23 protein-coding genes and 2 tRNA genes are annotated in these 17,619 nt (G+C 57.4%); 17 read left to right on the top strand and 8 right to left on the bottom strand.

Annotation, left to right across the window (positions count from 1 at the left end; translation table 11 throughout):
* Positions 1-7: 7 nt before the first annotated feature.
* Entirely contained in the window at positions 8-1,240 is a 1,233-nt protein-coding gene (gene glyA, locus NGM28_RS12140; protein WP_252090340.1) for a serine hydroxymethyltransferase, read from the top strand.
* A gap of 251 nt (positions 1,241-1,491) precedes the next feature.
* Positions 1,492-2,706, top strand: a complete 1,215-nt coding sequence (locus NGM28_RS12135) for a site-specific integrase (protein WP_252090338.1) — start codon at positions 1,492-1,494, stop codon at positions 2,704-2,706.
* Between the two features lie 5 nt (positions 2,707-2,711).
* On the opposite strand, the gene NGM28_RS12130 is transcribed toward NGM28_RS12135, so the two are convergent.
* On the bottom strand, positions 2,712-3,185 hold the full coding sequence (locus NGM28_RS12130; RefSeq protein WP_252090335.1) for a hypothetical protein: 474 nt from the start codon (positions 3,183-3,185) through the stop codon (positions 2,712-2,714).
* A 192-nt stretch (positions 3,186-3,377) separates the two neighbouring features.
* Between NGM28_RS12130 and NGM28_RS12125 the strand changes: the two genes are divergently transcribed.
* The 4 genes from NGM28_RS12125 (at position 3,378) to NGM28_RS12110 (ending at position 4,764) form a co-directional block, all read left to right on the top strand.
* Positions 3,378-3,578, top strand: a complete 201-nt coding sequence (locus NGM28_RS12125; protein WP_252090334.1) for a helix-turn-helix domain-containing protein — start codon at positions 3,378-3,380, stop codon at positions 3,576-3,578.
* Positions 3,578-3,949: a hypothetical protein gene (locus NGM28_RS12120; RefSeq protein ID WP_252090332.1), complete on the top strand. Its 372-nt coding sequence runs from the start codon at positions 3,578-3,580 to the stop codon at positions 3,947-3,949. Before NGM28_RS12125 ends, NGM28_RS12120 begins: the two co-directional genes overlap by 1 nt.
* A gap of 84 nt (positions 3,950-4,033) precedes the next feature.
* A complete protein-coding gene (locus NGM28_RS12115) occupies positions 4,034-4,303 on the top strand; it encodes a helix-turn-helix domain-containing protein (RefSeq protein ID WP_252090330.1) in 270 nt (89 codons plus the stop codon).
* A gap of 59 nt (positions 4,304-4,362) precedes the next feature.
* Positions 4,363-4,764 (top strand): helix-turn-helix domain-containing protein, encoded by a 402-nt coding sequence (locus tag NGM28_RS12110; protein ID WP_252090328.1) that lies wholly within the window; start codon positions 4,363-4,365, stop codon positions 4,762-4,764.
* Between the two features lie 337 nt (positions 4,765-5,101).
* Here NGM28_RS12110 and NGM28_RS12105 read toward each other — a convergent pair whose 3' ends face one another.
* Complete coding sequence (locus tag NGM28_RS12105) at positions 5,102-5,572, bottom strand: hypothetical protein (protein ID WP_252090326.1); 471 nt, start codon at positions 5,570-5,572, stop codon at positions 5,102-5,104.
* Positions 5,573-5,663: 91 nt separating this feature from the next.
* Entirely contained in the window at positions 5,664-5,891 is a 228-nt protein-coding gene (locus NGM28_RS12100) for a hypothetical protein (RefSeq protein WP_252090324.1), read from the bottom strand.
* 172 nt (positions 5,892-6,063) lie between these two features.
* On the opposite strand from NGM28_RS12100, the gene NGM28_RS12095 reads away from it, so the two are divergent.
* From NGM28_RS12095 to NGM28_RS12050, 10 genes are all read left to right on the top strand, one after another.
* Positions 6,064-6,723, top strand: coding sequence for a DUF4145 domain-containing protein (locus NGM28_RS12095; RefSeq protein ID WP_252090322.1), 660 nt, complete (start codon positions 6,064-6,066; stop codon positions 6,721-6,723).
* A gap of 437 nt (positions 6,724-7,160) precedes the next feature.
* Positions 7,161-7,499: a hypothetical protein gene (locus NGM28_RS12090; RefSeq protein WP_252090321.1), complete on the top strand. Its 339-nt coding sequence runs from the start codon at positions 7,161-7,163 to the stop codon at positions 7,497-7,499.
* 703 nt (positions 7,500-8,202) lie between these two features.
* Positions 8,203-8,394 (top strand): hypothetical protein, encoded by a 192-nt coding sequence (locus NGM28_RS12085; RefSeq protein ID WP_252090319.1) that lies wholly within the window; start codon positions 8,203-8,205, stop codon positions 8,392-8,394.
* Positions 8,391-9,209, top strand: coding sequence for a hypothetical protein (locus NGM28_RS12080; RefSeq protein ID WP_252090317.1), 819 nt, complete (start codon positions 8,391-8,393; stop codon positions 9,207-9,209). The genes NGM28_RS12085 and NGM28_RS12080 overlap by 4 nt, the downstream gene beginning before the upstream one ends.
* Complete coding sequence (locus NGM28_RS12075) at positions 9,206-9,652, top strand: DUF5681 domain-containing protein (protein WP_252090315.1); 447 nt, start codon at positions 9,206-9,208, stop codon at positions 9,650-9,652. Before NGM28_RS12080 ends, NGM28_RS12075 begins: the two co-directional genes overlap by 4 nt.
* On the top strand, positions 9,649-10,092 hold the full coding sequence (locus NGM28_RS12070) for a hypothetical protein (RefSeq protein ID WP_252090312.1): 444 nt from the start codon (positions 9,649-9,651) through the stop codon (positions 10,090-10,092). The genes NGM28_RS12075 and NGM28_RS12070 overlap by 4 nt, the downstream gene beginning before the upstream one ends.
* Positions 10,089-10,430 carry a hypothetical protein gene (locus tag NGM28_RS12065; protein WP_252090310.1) on the top strand — a complete coding sequence of 114 codons (342 nt, stop codon included), beginning with the start codon at positions 10,089-10,091 and terminating at the stop codon, positions 10,428-10,430. Before NGM28_RS12070 ends, NGM28_RS12065 begins: the two co-directional genes overlap by 4 nt.
* The gene (locus NGM28_RS12060) at positions 10,430-11,050 is read left to right on the top strand and encodes a tail assembly protein (RefSeq protein ID WP_252090454.1); all 621 of its coding nucleotides are present in this window, start codon (positions 10,430-10,432) and stop codon (positions 11,048-11,050) included. The genes NGM28_RS12065 and NGM28_RS12060 overlap by 1 nt, the downstream gene beginning before the upstream one ends.
* 52 nt (positions 11,051-11,102) lie before the next feature.
* Positions 11,103-11,585, top strand: coding sequence for a hypothetical protein (locus tag NGM28_RS12055; protein WP_252090308.1), 483 nt, complete (start codon positions 11,103-11,105; stop codon positions 11,583-11,585).
* Between the two features lie 222 nt (positions 11,586-11,807).
* The gene (locus NGM28_RS12050; RefSeq protein WP_252090306.1) at positions 11,808-12,425 is read left to right on the top strand and encodes a recombinase family protein; all 618 of its coding nucleotides are present in this window, start codon (positions 11,808-11,810) and stop codon (positions 12,423-12,425) included.
* On the opposite strand, the gene NGM28_RS12045 is transcribed toward NGM28_RS12050, so the two are convergent.
* The 3 genes from NGM28_RS12045 to phnN all read right to left on the bottom strand — a co-directional run bounded on the left by NGM28_RS12045 (position 12,415) and on the right by phnN (position 14,654).
* On the bottom strand, positions 12,415-13,743 hold the full coding sequence (locus tag NGM28_RS12045; RefSeq protein ID WP_252090305.1) for a hypothetical protein: 1,329 nt from the start codon (positions 13,741-13,743) through the stop codon (positions 12,415-12,417). The genes NGM28_RS12050 and NGM28_RS12045 overlap by 11 nt on opposite strands.
* A gap of 136 nt (positions 13,744-13,879) precedes the next feature.
* A tRNA-Arg gene (locus tag NGM28_RS12040) sits at positions 13,880-13,956 on the bottom strand.
* Positions 13,957-14,030: 74 nt separating this feature from the next.
* Entirely contained in the window at positions 14,031-14,654 is a 624-nt protein-coding gene (phnN, locus tag NGM28_RS12035; RefSeq protein ID WP_252090302.1) for a phosphonate metabolism protein/1,5-bisphosphokinase (PRPP-forming) PhnN, read from the bottom strand.
* A gap of 346 nt (positions 14,655-15,000) precedes the next feature.
* Here phnN and NGM28_RS12030 point away from each other — a divergent pair, with 346 nt between their 5' ends.
* Entirely contained in the window at positions 15,001-15,327 is a 327-nt protein-coding gene (locus tag NGM28_RS12030) for an Arc family DNA-binding protein (RefSeq protein ID WP_003254499.1), read from the top strand.
* A gap of 172 nt (positions 15,328-15,499) precedes the next feature.
* On the opposite strand, the gene mgtE is transcribed toward NGM28_RS12030, so the two are convergent.
* Both mgtE and NGM28_RS12020 read right to left on the bottom strand, forming a co-directional pair.
* The gene (mgtE, locus tag NGM28_RS12025; protein WP_240064327.1) at positions 15,500-16,942 is read right to left on the bottom strand and encodes a magnesium transporter; all 1,443 of its coding nucleotides are present in this window, start codon (positions 16,940-16,942) and stop codon (positions 15,500-15,502) included.
* Positions 16,943-17,434: 492 nt separating this feature from the next.
* A tRNA-Arg gene (locus tag NGM28_RS12020) sits at positions 17,435-17,511 on the bottom strand.
* Positions 17,512-17,619: the final 108 nt, after the last annotated feature.

Genomic DNA, 17,619 nt, shown 5'->3' with positions numbered 1-17,619 from the left:
GAACGCCATGAACCTGGAAACCCGTGACGCCAACATTGCCCGACTGATTTCCCGCGAACGCTTCCGCCAGGAAATCCATATCGAACTGATCGCCTCGGAGAACTACGTGAGCCGCGCGGTGCTCGAAGCCCAAGGCTCGGTGCTGACCAACAAATATGCCGAAGGCTACCCTGGCCGGCGCTACTACGGCGGCTGCCAGGTGGTCGACGAAATCGAGTCGCTGGCCATCGAACGTGCCTGCGCGCTGTTCGGCGCTGAATACGCCAACGTCCAGCCCCACTCGGGCTCGCAGGCCAACCAGGCGGCGATGCTGGCACTGCTGCAACCGGGAGACACCCTGCTCGGCATGGCCCTGGCTGACGGCGGCCACCTCACCCATGGGGCCAAGGTGAACTTCTCCGGCAAGTGGTTCAACGCCGTGACCTACGGCGTCAACCCCGAGAGCGAAACCCTCGACTACGAACAACTCGAGCGCCTCGCCCGCACCCACCGCCCGAAGCTGATCATCGCCGGGGCATCGGCCTATGCGCGACACATCGACTTTGCCCGGTTTCGCGCCCTGTGCGATGAAGTCGGCGCCTACCTGATGGTCGACATGGCCCACTATGCCGGCCTGATCGCCGCAGGGCTCTACCCATCGCCAGTGCCCTACGCCGACATCGTCACCTCCACCACCCACAAGACCCTGCGCGGCCCCCGTGGCGGGTTGATCCTGGCCCGCCAGGAGCACGCCGCCGCGCTCGACAAGGCGATCTTCCCGATGTATCAGGGCGGCCCGCTGATGCATGCGATCGCCGCCAAGGCCGTCGCCTTCCACGAGGCGGATACGGAGGACTTCCGTCGCTATCAGGCGCGGGTGATCGAGAATGCCAGGGGCATGGCCCAGGTGCTCACCGAACGCGGCCTGCGCATCGTTTCCGACGGTACCGACTGCCACATGTTCCTGGTCGACCTGCAACCCCTGGGGCTCACCGGCAAGGCCGCCGAGGCGCTGCTGGAAAGCGCGCGCATCACCCTCAACAAGAACGCCATCCCCAACGACCCGCAGGCCCCGACGATCACCAGCGGCATCCGCATCGGCACCCCGGCCATCACTACCCGTGGCATGGGGCTCGAACAGGCCAGGTTGCTTGCACAGCTGATCGCCGACCTGCTGCACGCGCCGGACGACACCGAAGTGCACAGCGAGGTGTGCCGTCAGGTGGACCGGTTGTGCGAGGCGTATCCCGTGTATCGCTGAAATCCGACGGCAGCCGACTCCGCGCCATGGCTCAAACGGCCAGGGGTCGGCTGTATCGATGGAGAGGCATGGATGGATCGGATGGTGTCCCAGGCAGGATTTGAACCTGCAACCTTCCCCTTAGGAGGGCCTTTTCCACTCTCGAAGCCACTGGCCTTCGCCCGTATTTGCTAGGTTTTTCGTCCGGTTGCGTCCTACCAGACACCGCCGTATATTCATTTCTGCACCCATATTACACCCACGGGGACGAAGTGAAGGGAAAGCTCACCGCCAAGTTGCTGGCCGGCCTGCAGGTCACCGGACGCGAGTACGAAGTGCACGACACCACCATCACCGGACTGTTCGTGCGCTTGACCGCCGCGGGGGCGAGGTCCTATGTCGTTACCTGGGCCCGGGGCCGCAAAAAGACCCTTGGCCGGGTAGGCATCCTGACTCTCGAGCAGGCGCGCCAGGAGGCGACCCAGTACCTTGCTGAGGCACGCAAGCACGGCGAGCCCACGGCCGTCTCGCAGGGGCGCCGAGGTGCCACCCTACCCTCCCTGCGCGAATTCATCGCTGACGCCTATCTGCCCTGGTTCAAGGCGCACCACCGCGGCCACGAGAAGACCGCACACACCCTGACCAAGAACTTCAACACCATCATGCCTCAGCGCATCGATGCGATCACCGGCCGTGACCTGGAACAGATCCGCACGACCTGGCTGCAGGCCGGCAACAAGCCGGCAACGGTGAATCGCAAGATGGGCAGCATCAGCGGCGTGTTCAGCCGGGCCGTAGAGTGGGGGATCATCATGGACCACCCCATGGCCAAGCTCAAGCAATTGAAAGTCGACAGCAAGGGGGTGGTGCGCTACCTGAGCGCCGACGAGAACCGGCAACTGCGCAAAGCCCTAGACGCGCGGCAGGATGACGCCCGGACAGATCGAGAAAGCGCCAATAGATGGCGAGCGGATAGAGGGAGAAAAATGCTCCCGTCATTGGCCGATCGAATGTTCACCGACCATTTAAAACCAATGGTGCTAGTTTCGCTAAATACTGGAATCAGGCGCGGAGAGCTTTTCAATCTCGAATGGCCAAGAGTCAACTTTTCTACAAAAACACTTACAGTCATAGGAGACACAACCAAAACTATCGAGACGCGCCACATCCCATTAAACAAGGAAGCCCTAGAAGCCCTACAAGAATGGCAAAAGCAATCCAAAAAGAAATCGGGATATGTATTCCCTTCAGCAGATGGCGGTCGTCTTGAAGACGTTAAAAGTTCGTGGCTTGGGCTGCTAGAGCGCGCCGAGATAACCGGATTCCGATGGCACGATATGCGTCACGACTTCGCATCGCGCCTGGTGATGGCCGGCGTACCGCTGAACACGGTACGCGACTTGCTGGGACACTCTGACATCAAGATGACCCTGCGCTACGCTCACCTCGCACCCGACAGCAAGGCGGCAGCCGTCGAACTTATCTAAAAGTTCTAGAAAGGGATCGTGCTATAAGGAACAACTGATGGTGAGTTCTTGAATTTATCCACGTGCTCTTTTAGCTTATCCCAATGGTCGCGCACTATAAATTCACTTAGGTGATTTCGGTATTCCGTCGCTTGTGGCGTAGTCCAAAAATCAGGACTTAGCACGATAGTATCCCATAGTCTCATTTCGTCGTAAGTCATAAGCGATGGAACTTCGAAGCACATATTCAGAAACCTCGTAGCTTCATCTGTAGACCAAATAGAATCAATTATCTCGTCTACTGTTCTCGGGCCTCGCGCACTTTCTATTCCCTGCTGAGACATCGCCGTTGCGATAGCCCATTCAATCACTGCGGTGAGCGATCGCTTTTGTGAACGCCCCATCATATCCAGGGCGAACTTAATCTTTGGATCGATCCTGATACCAACGCTGACAGTCGTGCTTGTCTCGCCGGTTCGCTTACTGGTCTTGGTAGCCATTTCTCACCCTGATTTTCTGCCAGCCGTGGTCAGCTCAGCTGACCTATTAGGGTTAGCTTGCTGGACGAGAAATTCCATGTCAATCCATGGATGTTCTTAACTGTATAGCAAATGCTTGCACGTTAGATTTGAGCGATGTAGCCTAGCTCTAGCTGGCACGAGTCAGCACCACCAAAAAGCCAGGAGCTAGGTATGGAACAGGCACAAAACGCAGCCCCGCTGTCCGTGGGCGTAGAGGAGGCCGGCCGCATTCTCGGGATTTCCCGGTCGGCCACTTATGAGTTCATCGCCAAGGGCGAGATCAAGACGTTCAAGATCGGGCGCCGCCGCCTGGCCCTGATGTCGGAGCTGAAAGCGTTCATCGAGCGCGCAGCAAAGGAAGGTGGGCGCTAATGGCCAGGGACGAGCAAACACCGAAACTGGTGCTTGTGAAAGGTGGTGCCGAGCCAGTGTTAGAGGCACTGGCCCAGCGTGCCGCAAAGCAATCTGGAGACAGCCCGCAGCGCCTCGATTCTATCCATTCTCCCGCATCGGGCGCCACCCCTTACCGGCCCACCTATGACGACTTGCGAGAAGCCGTGGACGAAGCCCACGCAATGCTCAGCCTTTTGGCTACGGGTATGCGAATGATCGCCGGCGGCTATGGCAGTGCGCAGGAAGTCAGAAGGTTGGCCAGTTCAACGGCAAAGGCTGCAGCTACAAGTCAGCACTACCTTGGGCGCCTGCTTGAGGGGCTTGCGGCGACTGATGGCCGCGGGGCATAGCGAAGGAATGGATACGAGGAGAGAGAAATTGCCCAGGCAGTGCACCACCACCACCTGGGCTGACCCCTACCGAAAGGAGCCTGTATGACGGCCGAAACTATCGCAGATGCTGATCTGCCTGACAACCACTCCACGAATGCCCAGGCCTTGCGGATGATCGCCGCATTGCGCAAGGGCCCTGTGTCGTCCATCGAGGCGGCGAAGGCGTTGGATATCGTCCATCCACCCTCCACGATCCGGCACCTTAGGCGCCAGGGATGGGGCATCTTGACCCGGTGGTGCTACCAGGCGGCAGCGCCAGGCCGGCGCCCTCACAGGGTGGGGCTGTACATCCTGGACAAGGAAATCGACTGAGGCAGCGGCCGGAGGCGCGAACCCTATCGTGCTTCCGGCTTCTTGGTGTGAGCCGCCGAATGGCAAGAAAGAAAAATTACAAGGTCGACTTTGGGGGGCGGGTGTTCGCCCTCCCCCATCGACTGCTCGTGCACCCCGCTTTCGACAACCTCAGCCCGAAAGCGGTTACCGTCCTCATCAAGCTGGGGCGGCACTACAACGGGCGCAATAACGGCGATTTGGCGTGCACCGTCGAGATGATGGCCGAGGGTCGTAAAATGGACGCGAAGACGCTCGCATCCGCTCTCCAAGAGCTGATTGATGCTGGGCTGATCATTCGCACCCGCACCTACCGAAAGGGCGGCAGGGAGCCAGGAATGGCACAGTGCGCGCTCTATGCGCTCGCTTGGGCTTATATCGATGAATGCCCCGGGAAAAACCTCGAGGTGGCACCAGGGCCGGCACCTTTCAAGTTCACCTGATTTCGTTTTTTTCGGTGGGATTTTTTCCGCCACCGACTGGGATTTTTTCCCATACGGCTTTCCGATTGTGTCCGGTTGTGTTGGGCGCCCATCGAGCGACTGGGATTTTTTCCTAGTCATCTGCCGGATTTACTGGGTTTGCCGGGAGCCTGTGAACGGAAAAATTCCCAGTCTTTATAATTTACCACCCCCAGGGGTATTAATTACGCGCACTGCAGGACCAGGGCGGCGACACCATGATGCAGATCAGGACTATCTGGCCAGCAACGAAAAAGGGCCCCCCGGCCAAGGGGAGTGCCCAGTTGTTACCATCATGGTGATGGTTCGCTTGTCGTCCTCAGTCCTTCCACTCTGCCGGAGCTCTGAACGCGAGGCCCTTGTTCGCCTCCTTGAGCAGACTCTTCTCATCCCAGGAATCAGTGTCATAGCCAGCGTGAAACAGGCCGCCGATTGCCGCCACCTCAACGGTACGCATGAAGCCGAGCACCTGGCCGCGCAACGTCGCGAACTCCTCTGGTGTGGCGTGCTGAGCGCGTTCCAGCCAGCTCGCCGCGATCCCACCGAGGTGGCCTATCGGATTGTCATGGTTGGCCTTGATGTGTTTAAGGGCAATAAGCGAGAGAGCCCGGCCAGTGTCCCATCCTCCCCAGTAGTCACCGGTCAATGGGACATCCCACAAACAGCGCCCATAGGATTTGGGGGTGTAAAAGTCAGTACCGTTGTATGGCAGTTTCGCCGCCGGATGCTTGCGCCGCTTGAACTTAAGTTGGCCTTGTTGCTTAGCGCTGGTATCTTGTTTACGTTGCATGACGTGTGCCTTATAGCGTCGTCGTGTGATAGGCCCTCCCGGTGCTCGAACACCGGGTTGGCCACCTTCAAATGTGGGGAAATCCCACCCTTTACTGCTTACCCTTCTCGTTCAGCCACCCGATCGCCCAACTGACGGGGTCTTTGCTCCCCTGCGGCTTAAGTGGCTTGCCGTCTCGCGCCGCCAGGCGCCCTTCCTGCTCTGTTTCGGTGTGAATCCATACCGTTGCTTGTCTGAACCCTGCTTCACGCTGACGCTCCTTGTAGAGCCTCTGGCGATCTGCTGCCGATAGCGGCCCCTTCGACTCTTCTTCCTTCACCACAACCTCCGTTAGCAGTCACGATTAAAAGATAATGACCGTCCGTTAGCAGTTACGCAAGTGCCAGGGTGAAATTATTTTGCAGCCCCAATGCACGGGCCAGCGTTCAGGGATCTTGCCGTACCAATCAGCCCAGGCGAACATCGGCCATCTCTCACGGAAGGATCTTGAAATGACGGCACTTTTTGCGAAACGCTTTGTTGAGCTAAACCAGCAACTGGAAGACATTCAGGCGTCAGTGACCAGGCGTACCAGTCACTACACGGGGAGCACATACGACCACCTGGAGTCAGACACGCTGCTGAATTGGGGAGTAAAAGTGAAAGCCCTTTTCGAAAGATTGGGCGTGGAGGCATCCAGTCAGCTTGTGATGTTCGCTGAGGCTGAGCAGTACCAAAGCATGGATTCGGAGGCTGACCGCCTAAAGCGGATGCGAGCAGTTTTTCTGGCCACAAAGGAAGATTTTGAGGGCGGTTACCTCATCTCCTACCGCAGCCTTGTCCAAGCAGAGGTATTCACCAGTGAACTGGACCAGGCTCGGGACCAGCTGAGCTCAGGGTATAAGGTTCCCGCTGCCGTTATCGCGGGCATCGTCCTGGAAACGAAGCTTCGTGATATGTGCACGCCGCTCCAAATCCCCGTGGGCAAGCTCGACAAAATGAATGCCGATCTAGCCAAGGCGCAGGTATATAACTCCATTCAGCAGAAAAGGATCACTGCGATCGCGGGGATCAGGAACAGCGCAGCTCATGGCAAACCAGAGGAGTTCACCGCGGACGACGTCAAGGGGATGATTGAGGACGTCGAGCGTTTCCTCAACGCTCATCCATAGCTCGAAACGTATCCAGATCTGGATGCATCAGGCTGATGCGTCCAAAACTGGACGTAACTCTGTAGGAGCGGGCCGGCGAGGTGTGAGCAAAAGTCCGCGCATCTCCGTAAGAGTGAGCCGTGGTGATCATCACCACACCCTACGGCAATGGTGTCTCCGAGATGGAGATACCCTGAAATCTGAGGACATTGCCAGGCCGAGAGTTGTGCTCAGACCTGAGCGCATCGGGATGTGCCCGCCGGGCTCCCGGCCATCCGATCTGGTCATTACTACCGGAAATACATGTTTCCGCGACCAATGACCGCCATTCACCCGGCACGAAACTACCAATATCAGTCGACTCGACTGATTACTTTCCAGGCCGGAAACCCAAGCCGCACTCCCCTCCAGAATCGACTATGTTGAGCCTAGATCACCAATAGTGGCCAGGAGTCATCATGACTGATCGGGCTCGACTCAGCTTCATAGCACGCTGCCTGGTATTGACGGGTGGGGCGCTGTTTGCAGGCGCATTCCTTTATGGCGTCGGCAACTCAATGCTCAACACCACTGAGCTATTCCAGGTGATGACCAACCACTTTGCTGCGGTCGTGGGCCTTCCTTGTGCAGCGCTGGCCGCCCTGGGCCTGGTGATGTTCTTGGAACAGACGTCCGGCGCAATCGAGTTTGAAGGCTTCGGCTTCAAGTTCAAGGGGGCCTCAGGCCCTATCATCATGTGGGTCATCTCGTTCATGGCAATGACCGTTGCCATCAAACTTCTGTGGAATCCCAGCTAACCGAACTATCTCCCACTTTGAAGCCAGACCCTCGGACCACAAACCGAGACAGACCATTTCGTCTGATTCGGATCAACTGGCCGGTCTGCCCCCCCTGCCCTGACAGCAGGCCAGAGCAGGTAGAGGTGATCGTGGCTCACATGTAAGCCATGGGTGGGGGCCGGCGAACTGCGACCCCTGCCGCTTCATCCAACCACCAATAGTGTGTGGGAGCGATTTCAAATCGAACCCCTTCTGCTCGCCGGGTGTTCCCCCGCTGGGGGTGAACGAATCGTTCACCTGGTGGCCGGGGTGTCCGCAAAAATGCGGAGTCGGAAATTACCCTGAATCCCGGCAATTTAACTACCCAGCAATTGGGTTGTTGCCCACCGCTGGTGAATCACCTCGACACTGCCGGCATTCCGGTAATTCGCGCGCCACGAAACTGAACCTCGTCATTTTGTGGCGCGAGGTTTTCACCATCGGTGTGAACCTGGTCATACCTCGGAAAATTCGTAGTTTGGCGACTCGTATCACTTAGGGCTACGCCAATATAGTGCAACGAAAACACCGCTTTCAGACACCTGGAAATCAGGCTTATTCGTCCCGTTCTGTCCCGTTACGTGTAACACCTGAGGTGCACCCATAAAACACTGGATATACATTCACATCAGGCCTAATGTCATCTTTGCAAGGCGCATAAAAAGCTCCTAGAGGATCGACCATGACAGCTTCCATCAAGCATCGCGGCCAACAGGCCAAACCAACTCGTTCTGAATTGAAAGCCGCTTGGGGTCGCCTCCGAACGGCAGCTGAGCAAGGAAACATCCAAGCAAACGCAGCATTGATTGCTCTCACCGAAAACAGGCCGGTTCACCTGGAATCCTGCCCGCAATTTAAGGAAGTGACTAAATGAAAACCATCAAAAGCGGCACTGTATCTATCACATACCCTGCAATTGACTGGGAGCAAATTGGATCGATGCAGTTACGCGTCAACGATGGTCACGGCCAACCAGGCACCTGGGATGCCAGCTTCGCAGTGAAGGCCGCCAGACTCGCAGAGGAAAAGGTTCTGGCTCTAGCTGTCACGGCAGGTGCAGATCTCCAGGCTCTAAAGGACGACAAGGACCTGAACCACCAAGCCAAAGCTCGCAGAGCTGGAGAGATTGGCAATCGATTTCATGTGCAGAGCGAATCGATGGTCACCGAGCTCGATAGCGCGGCAGGTCGCGTACTGAGCGAAAGTCACGAGCTCTTAAGTCCAGTCAAGCAGCTCCAGCAAGGAGATGTAGTTGGTGAGCTAAAGGACCAAGAGGTCCGCGCGTATGTGCGCAGCCTAACGCTGCAAGATCGCAATGAGCTTATCGCACGTGCAGCCCAAGGCCTCTCACCCCAAATTACTCAGGCCATTTTACGCGGTTTGCCAGAACTATCTGGGGTCTCTCAATCGGCACAGGATAGGCTTGAGCTGTCCGGTATTGCGGCAAATCACAGCCCGGAAATTCTCAAACTACGAGAGCTTGCCACTGCATTCTCATCAGTGCTCATCACTGTTTCTCAAGCTGGGCGCGCCGTGCTAGCCGCATCAGGCATTCATGGGGCGCTCGTCGGTGATTATGAAGCGTTGGCAGAAGGGACCAAAAATACCCGCAATTTACGCAGCTGGGCAGGTGAAATTCCAGCCTATGCGGATCGAGCACCTGAAAATAGCAGCGGATTACCGGCATGAAGGAAGACCGCGCACAGACAACCGATATTGGTGCGCGCCGGAGAAACGGCACATTTGCCAAAGGTCATTCAGGCAATCCAGGTGGGAGATCAGGAGAAACTCAGGCTATTAGGGCGCGGCTAGCAGAAGGAGCTGAAGCCGTCACCAAAAAAGTTCTGGCAGCCGCCAAGAAAGGCGATATGCAGGCGTGCAGGATGATCCTGGAGCGCCTGGTGCCTCCGATCAAGTCCACTGCCGAACCGGTCCAATTCGAGCTGGACGATACCGATCTGCCAAGCGCGGCGAAATCGATCCTTAGGGCTATTGCCGCTGGCGACCTCCCTCCCGACCAAGGCCGGCACTTGATCGAAGGGCTGAGCGCTGTGTCCAGAGTGATCGAGGTGGCCGAACTAGAAAAGGCCGTCGAAGAACTCCGACAGCAGGTAGAGGAGATGCACCGGTGACTATCAAGGGCCTGAAGTCGGATATTCGGCGCCTGGCCTCACGCATCGGTGCGGATGAAGAGCCGATCACCATGGTCACGATAACTGTTCTAGATGCCAACAGCGCGACTTGCTCGATGGACTTCCCTGACATGGTTGGTCACACGCTCAGCTATCGCATCACAGGCCATTACGAGACCTTTTTCTTCCCCTTTACCGAAATGACCAGTGAGCAGGCCGAGGAGATCGCCCACGCCATAATCACGCATACGCGCCAGGTTGAGCGTCTCGGGCGACTGTTCCCTGCAGGGATCCTCGACATGACGCTTGAGCCATCTGGGTCACATCGCGTTGCTCTACCGCCACCTAATACGACTGCCAAGGAGTACGCCGCCGAGATGTATCGGCAGATCCTCGAAAGCCGTATCTCATCCACTTCAGTTTCCGAGGCCATCCAGTGACCTACAAAGATCGATTCAGCGAAGCGTGCAAAACCGGCGACTTCGCCGTCAATCCCATAGCCGTGAGCGGCTATGACGTTTGGAATGTGCAGTGCGTGCAGCGTGGTCGCCACGTCGACATAGACGGTCCATTTTTCACCGAAGAGGAAGCACGCATCTCAGCCGACCTGCTGCGCGGATCTTACCGCGGCGTGAAGGCGGTATCGGCCTGCCACTGCGCCGCTTGGAACCCTGATCCTGCCCGTGAGAAGGCTATCCGCATCCAGGGCCTGCAGAGCCGTGAGATGTTAGCTCGCCGACTCGGCGTGTACCTGCCCATGCCCAAGGAGAACCCATGATGGCTGCCCAAGTCCGAAACACACCTACCATGACCACCGTTTACCTGTCCGGGCCACTGATTCGTAAATTCTTCCGCAAGAAGGACTACCTGCTAGACAGCCAAAACACCTGGGAGGTGTTCCGAGCCTTGAAGGCAACGCTGCAAGGCTTTGAGCAGGAGATCAAACGGCTGGAAGCACTTGGTATGCGATTCGCGATATTCCGCAATAGAAAGAATGTCGGCGAAGAGGACTTCGAGCGTGGCGGCGCCAGTGAGATCCGGATCGTGCCCGTAGTTGGTGGGAGCAAACGCGGGGGTACCCTGCAGACCATCGTGGGCGCCGTGATGGTCGTGGTCGGGCTTGTCATTACTGGAGGCACGTTCGGCGCCGGTGCTCCGTTCGGCTCAGCGTTGATAACGATGGGCGCATCAATGATGGTGGGCGGCGTTATTCAGATGCTCAGCCCACAGGCCAAAGGGCTATCGCAAAGCGGCGCGCCTGAAAACTTGCCGTCCTACGCCTTCGGCAGCGCCAAGAACACCACCGCCAGCGGCAACCCGGTGCCGATCTGCATCGGTGAGCGCCGATGGGGTGGAGCGATCATCTCCGCTTCGATCTACGCCGAAGACAAAGCTTGACATCGACGCTGTAAAATATGCCTTTCGAAAAGCCCAATTTGGAGAGTTATGTATGAGCTACGTTCTGCTTGTGAAAACGGATGAAAAGTGGGTTGATCAGAAGAAAAGGTGGTTCGAAGTGGAGCTCTCCGATGGCGTCCAGCTTACTGACGTAAAGTATGTATGCATCTACAACGGTGATGGCACTGGTGGTGCAAATGATCACGGAGGGTACGTACTAAAAGTAAAAGAGTGGTCGGTGTCTGAGGTTGATGGGCTGGCCAAGCGGAGCATCGGCATTGGTGCGTATTCGGCTAAGCCCGGTCACTTTTTCACCGCCTGGAAGCTGATAGATGAGGGAATCATCAGCCTGGAGTCGATTCAAACCAAAGCGGTTACGCGTTTTGAAGCTGAGCTGAAGTGGGTTGAAATACCGGTCGGGCCGCGCGCGCCCGACTTTGGGAATCTGGCGATCGACCTACAAACCGCCAAGCAGTCAGTCGCAAACTTTTACGGGTTTTCTGCCGATCAGGTTTTCATAAAAATCCAAGGCTGAGTAGCTAACCCTGTGCGCTCTTGCAGGCCCGGCACTCCTGGGCCTAACGCTCAGTCAACTAGTGCCAGGCAGCGTAGTCCCTCCTCCCACGAGACACTCGGTTTTTCGAGTATACCTAGGCTGATACGGGCAATTTGAGCCTTTATCAGCCTTATCGCTTGATAAGTGCCACCCAAAATGCAACAGCATTAGGACAACACCTTAACTGATACAGGTTGCACTATGTTCATCCGCGCCTACCTCCGAGCCTCCACCGACGAGCAGGACGCCGGCCGCGCCCGGGCCCACCTGGAGAAGTTCGCCAGCGACCATAACAAGGTCATCGCCTGTGAGTACTTGGAGAACGCCAGCGGTGCCGCCGCAGATCGGCCGGAGCTGCTGCGCCTGCTGAAGGATGCCCGAAAGGGTGACGTGCTGCTGGTTGAATCCATCGACCGCCTCTCCCGCCTCCCCGCCGACGACTGGGCCAAGCTCAAGGGTGCGATCGACGCCAAGGGCCTGCGCATCGTCGCGCTCGACCTGCCAACCAGCCATCAGGGTATGCGTGACGCACAGGGCGACGAATTTACCGGCCGAATGCTGGCCGCGATCAACTCTATGCTGGTAGAGATGATGGCGGCAATCGCCCGGAAGGACTACGAGCAGCGCCGCGAGCGCCAGGCCCAGGGCATCCAGAAGGCCAAGGCCGCTGGCAAGTACCAGGGCCGGCCGGTGGACGAGGAGCTGCACAAGCGAGTCAAAGAGCTGCTGGCCGCCGGCCTAGGCATCAGAGCCACCGCCAGGCACGCTCAATGTTCAACTACGACGGTTCTGAGAATCAGAGATACCTCTACCCTTTAGACACATCCTCAGCCTCAGGAGTTACCTTCACTGCAGCGATCGGGGTATTGGCTGCGGGCGGCACCTTGCGCGGGTGCAGATTATCCAATGAATCTTTGGCCATTCGCACAACCTTAGAGGCAAAGTCCGGTACCGATTGGGCAGCGTTTTTAACCACATCTGAAGCCAGTAGTTCGTGCCATGGACTTCCATAACTCGCTGGCTCGACCAAGCGGAGAGGCTGCTCGTCTAGTCGATTCAATGCAGAGCTCAATAGCTGTGTTTCAAGATCTTCGTCAATGCGAGCAGCCTCGCGACGATAGCCTTCGTAGGCCTTAGACACGGAAGCTTTGAAGGCATAGTCCTCAGAAATTCTAAATCGTTGACCGATTTGCTTCGTCGACAGCCAGGCAAACCAAACGGGTGCTCCCACAGATAGGATTGATAGTATCAACTGGACACCTAGAGCAAACTGAGACGCGCTTGTTGAATTGATTGCGTCAGCCAAGTTCTTTAACTGAGCAGAACCAACCACCCCACCAACCACAAGCGAGGCGACTAGCCCTCCTACCCAAATCCACATGGATGTATCCAAAGTTTTGGATCGATCAGCAAACGCGCCCGCAAGCCCTTGGCTGGTAGCTGAGGCGTACGCCGTGTCACATTTGTTTAGGACTGCCTCGGCTTGTTTCGACTGAAGCGTAAGAGAACCTACCAATTCGTCAGAGCTAGCGCGCGCCGCCAGGATGTGGGCTCTGTCACTTTCAGCGCCCCTGAGAAGCTTGTCCACCTCAACGCGGGCCTCCTTGAGCGAATGGAGATCTGTTGGAAGCTGGTCCGCAGACTCATGGGCTTTTTCAATCCTCTCAACCATCCCTTCAAGATCGTTTGATCTGTCGGCCAGGCTTGAAATGCGCGCTTCCATAGCCCGCACCTGCCTGGTGGCGGTACGTAATGCTGTCGCCAGATCTTGCTGTGCCGTACTCGGGAGAGCTCGGTCCAGCAAGCGGCGCAATCCATCGAGGGTCAGCACATAAGCACTCACGCCAGCCCCAGCATTAGCCCAAGTGTTGGGTATTGTGCTTGAGCGAAGGAAAGCAAGGCGCTTGATGTAGCTTTTCACCCCCTCTTCATTGACTAGGGTGGTTTCGTCTGAGCCTCGATCAGAAATCATTTCGACCAAGGAGATCGCCATTTCCATCAGCTCAGTTCCCGTGAGCCCTGGGAAGCTCCAGTTAGCGTGGGCAATGCTCAGAGGTTCGTCACTACCGAAGCTATCAGCAACCGTTTGGGCGATAGCTTCGAGCTCATCAACAAGATTCACCAGAGTTTTATGCACATCAGCTCCTGCTATCAGTCAGAAATTTGAGCTGCGCTTTGAGCTGGTGGGCAAACCAGACCGGCCAAATGCACCCACAACGCACCCATGATGAAAAACATGAAAACGCTAATTTGGCTGAAGCCCTTGAAAAGTATGGCGTCTCAGGCAGGATTTGAACCTGCAACCTTCCCCTTAGGAGGGGGATGCTCTATCCAATTGAGCTACTGAGACCCTGAAGCCGGCAACGAACGCTGCACAGCAGAGACGGCGAGCATGTTAACCAGCATGTAGCCATTTGTCATGCCTCAATCGGGCAATTTGCACGTCAGATTTTTCGCAGGCAATAGACCGAGCACGCCCTGCTCACCCAGCAATCTCAGCAACGCTTCGACGGCACTGGATAATGAAGCCGAATTATCCAGCACATGGACTGAAGCATCGTAAGCCTGCATACCCGCACTGCGTGCCAACCGCTGCTCGATCTCCTCGCGGCTTTCTCGGCCACGGGCCAGGAGCCGCTTACGCAGCACCTGTGGTGAAACAGCCAGCCCCACCGCCAGCAAGTCGGAATAACGCTCACGCGCTTGCGCCAGGTGCCCCCGTGAGCCATTGACCAACACCGACAGCCCCTGGTCAAGCCAGTCATCCACCTGGATCGGAATGCCGTAAGAAAGCCCATTTGCCTGCCACGACAGGGCAAACTCACCGGCCTGGCGCAGCGTTTCAAAGCGTTCCGCGCTCACACCGACCGCGGCCTCACCTTTCGCCTCGGCCGAGCGGGTTATGACACGCCGGGCAATTTCAACACCTTGCGTAAGCAGTTGCTCGCGCGCGGCATCGATAAGGGAATCTTTCCCAGAGCCCGATGGTCCTATCAGGAAGATCAAGCGCCCCCTTGAGGGCAGTGTGCCGCTTGCGTCATATTGCATAGCCACTATGCTCAATGTGAGGGGAACCCGCGCATTCTAGGCTTTTTCCCTGACCTTTGTCGCCAGTTACCAGATTTTGACGACAAAGGTCTGACACCTTGGCGATTCGGTGGATGTAAAACTTTTCAAACCAGTGCTCATTTCTGATAATTGGTACTAGCAAAAAGCCTTTATCCGGATCACTATTTGTCACAGAATTGACGCCAAGGAAACGGCGACCATGAGGCAAGATGAAGACCCAAAATCACATCACGGTTGAACATTTTGTCGTCGCCGCGGTCGTACCTCCACCGTGCGGCCAATTTGAGAACCGCTTCCCCTGAACCAGAACAACCGGTCAATTTATATGCGCCCAATGAAACAGGCTATCTATTCGAGCCGCACCGCTGACAAGTTCGTCGTCCGCCTGCCAGACGGTATGCGTGAGCGCATTGCCGAGGTAGCGCGCAACCACCACCGCAGCATGAACTCCGAAATCATCGCACGCCTGGAGCAGAGTCTTATCCAGGAAGGTGCGCTGGGTGACGAGCTGAGCATGCGCCTGGACAGCCCAGAGCTCAGCCTGCACGAACGCGAACTGCTGCAGCGCTTCCGCCAGCTTTCTCACCGCCAGCAAAACGCGCTGGTCGCCCTCATCGCTCACGATGTGGAAATGGCCGCCGACGCGTCCTGATAGCGATCTTCCAGCCGCACACAAAAAAGCCAGCTTGCGCTGGCTTTTTTGTGTGCGGAACAACCATGCCCCATTGATTTGGCGCGCTCTCTGTAGGAGCGGCTTCAGCCGCGATCACCCGCGAAGCGGGTGCCACACACCGGCGGCGCCTGCATCGCGGCTGAAGCCGCTCCTACAGCAGGAACAGCGTCGCCAACCCCAGGAAGATGAAGAACCCACCACTGTCGGTCACGGCGGTGATCATCACGCTCGAACCCATCGCCGGGTCACGCCCCAGACGCGTCAAGGTCATTGGGATCAGCACGCCCATCAAGGCCGCAAGCAACAGGTTCAGGGTCATGGCGGCCGTCATTACCAGGCCCAGTGACCAACTGCCATATAGCCAGAAGGCCACGACACCAATCACCCCACCCCAGATCAGGCCATTGAGCAGCGAAACCGCCAGCTCCTTGCGCATCAGCCGGCTGGTGTTGCCCGGCGAAACCTGGTCGAGTGCCATCGCGCGCACGATCATGGTGATGGTTTGGTTACCCGAGTTGCCGCCGATACCGGCAACAATTGGCATCAACGCCGCCAATGCCACGAGCTTTTCGATCGAGCCTTCGAACAGCCCGATCACTCGCGAGGCCACGAATGCCGTGATCAGGTTGATAGCCAGCCAGGCCCAGCGGTTACGCAGCGAACGCCAGACCGACGCGAAGATGTCTTCCTCTTCACGCAGGCCTGCCATGTTGAGCACTTCGCTCTCGCTTTCCTCACGAATCAGGTCGACCATCTCGTCGATGGTCAGACGGCCGATCAGTCGCTCACCCTTATCCACCACCGGTGCGGAAACCAGGTCGTAACGCTCGAAAGCCAGGGCCGCGTCGTAGGCATCTTCCTCAGGATGGAAGGCCACGGGGTCATTGGCCATGACCTCCGCAACCTTCTTGTCCGGGTCGTTGACCAGCAGCCGCTTGATCGGCAGCACACCCTTGAGCTTGCCGTCGTAGTCCACCACGAACAGTTTGTCGGTGTGCCCCGGCAGCTCCTTGAGCCGACGCAGGTAGCGCAGCACCACTTCAAGGCTGACGTCTTCGCGGATGGTGACCATCTCGAAGTCCATCAACGCACCGACCTGCTCCTCGTCATAGCTCAGGGCCGAACGCACGCGCTCGCGCTGCTGGGCATCGAGGCTTTCCATCAGCTCGTGAACGACATCTCGCGGCAGCTCGGGCGCCAGGTCGGCCAGCTCGTCGGCGTCCATCTCCTTGGCGGCGGCCAGCAACTCGTGGTCGTCCATGTCGGCGATCAGGGTCTGGCGGACGGCGTCGGAAACTTCGAGGAGGATGTCGCCGTCACGATCGGAGCGCACCAGCTGCCAGACCGTCAGGCGATCTTCCAGCGGCAGCGCTTCGAGAATGTAGGCTATGTCGGCGGGGTGCAGGTCATCGAGCTTGCGCTGCAGTTCGACGAGGTTCTGGCGGTGGACGAGGTTTTCCACCAGGTCGTGGTGATGACCTTCCTGACGGTGCGTCAGGTCCTCGACCACCCGCTGGCGCTGCAGCAGTTCGATCACCTGGGCCAGGCGATCCTGCAGGCTCTCTTGGGCTTTCTTTACTTCGACTTCGGTCATAGGCGAACTCCACTCCCAGCAGCGGAGCACGCCGGGAGAATCAATCGGTCAGATCTTTCTGTATGAATCTTGTTAGCGAGTAACTACTGGGTAAGTCCATGGTGGGATTCCACAAGCCCCGGCGGGGCTGACGGGCGCAATCATACACTGTGTAAGCTGTCGGATCGCTTAAATTTTTGGCCAGAACAATCGTTTGCGAGCCAAAGCTGTGACAACGCTCGAAGCCAACAGTGCGACGGTGGGTCGGACGGAAAAAGCACATCGCATTCAGTGCCGCGAACAATTCGCGACTGGCCTCTACCTGTAGGACCCAGCCTTGCTGGCGGACCAGGCGACACGATGGTTGGCACCGGCTGCGCCGGTGTTCGCCGGCAAGGCCGGCTCCTACACGGACCGCGAGACCTCTACAGAAAAGCGTAGATGCACATCAGCGACAATTCAGCGCACCAGAAAAACAAAAAGCCCGCTCGAATGAGCGGGCTTCTTGATGTATGGCGGACTCAGGAGGATTCGAACCTCCGACCGCTCGGTTCGTAGCCGAGTACTCTATCCAGCTGAGCTATGAGTCCGTGAGGTAGTTTTAGACCAGATTACCACTGGTGGTTGAAGTTGCCTTGCAAGCAAAGCCACTTCAAAAGTGGCGGACTCAGGAGGATTCGAACCTCCGACCGCTCGGT

Origin of the sequence: Pseudomonas sp. MWU13-3659 (assembly GCF_023757525.1) — a bacterium.
GTDB lineage: Bacteria > Pseudomonadota > Gammaproteobacteria > Pseudomonadales > Pseudomonadaceae > Aquipseudomonas > Aquipseudomonas entomophila_E.
This window is presented reverse-complemented; position numbering and strand designations above follow the sequence as displayed.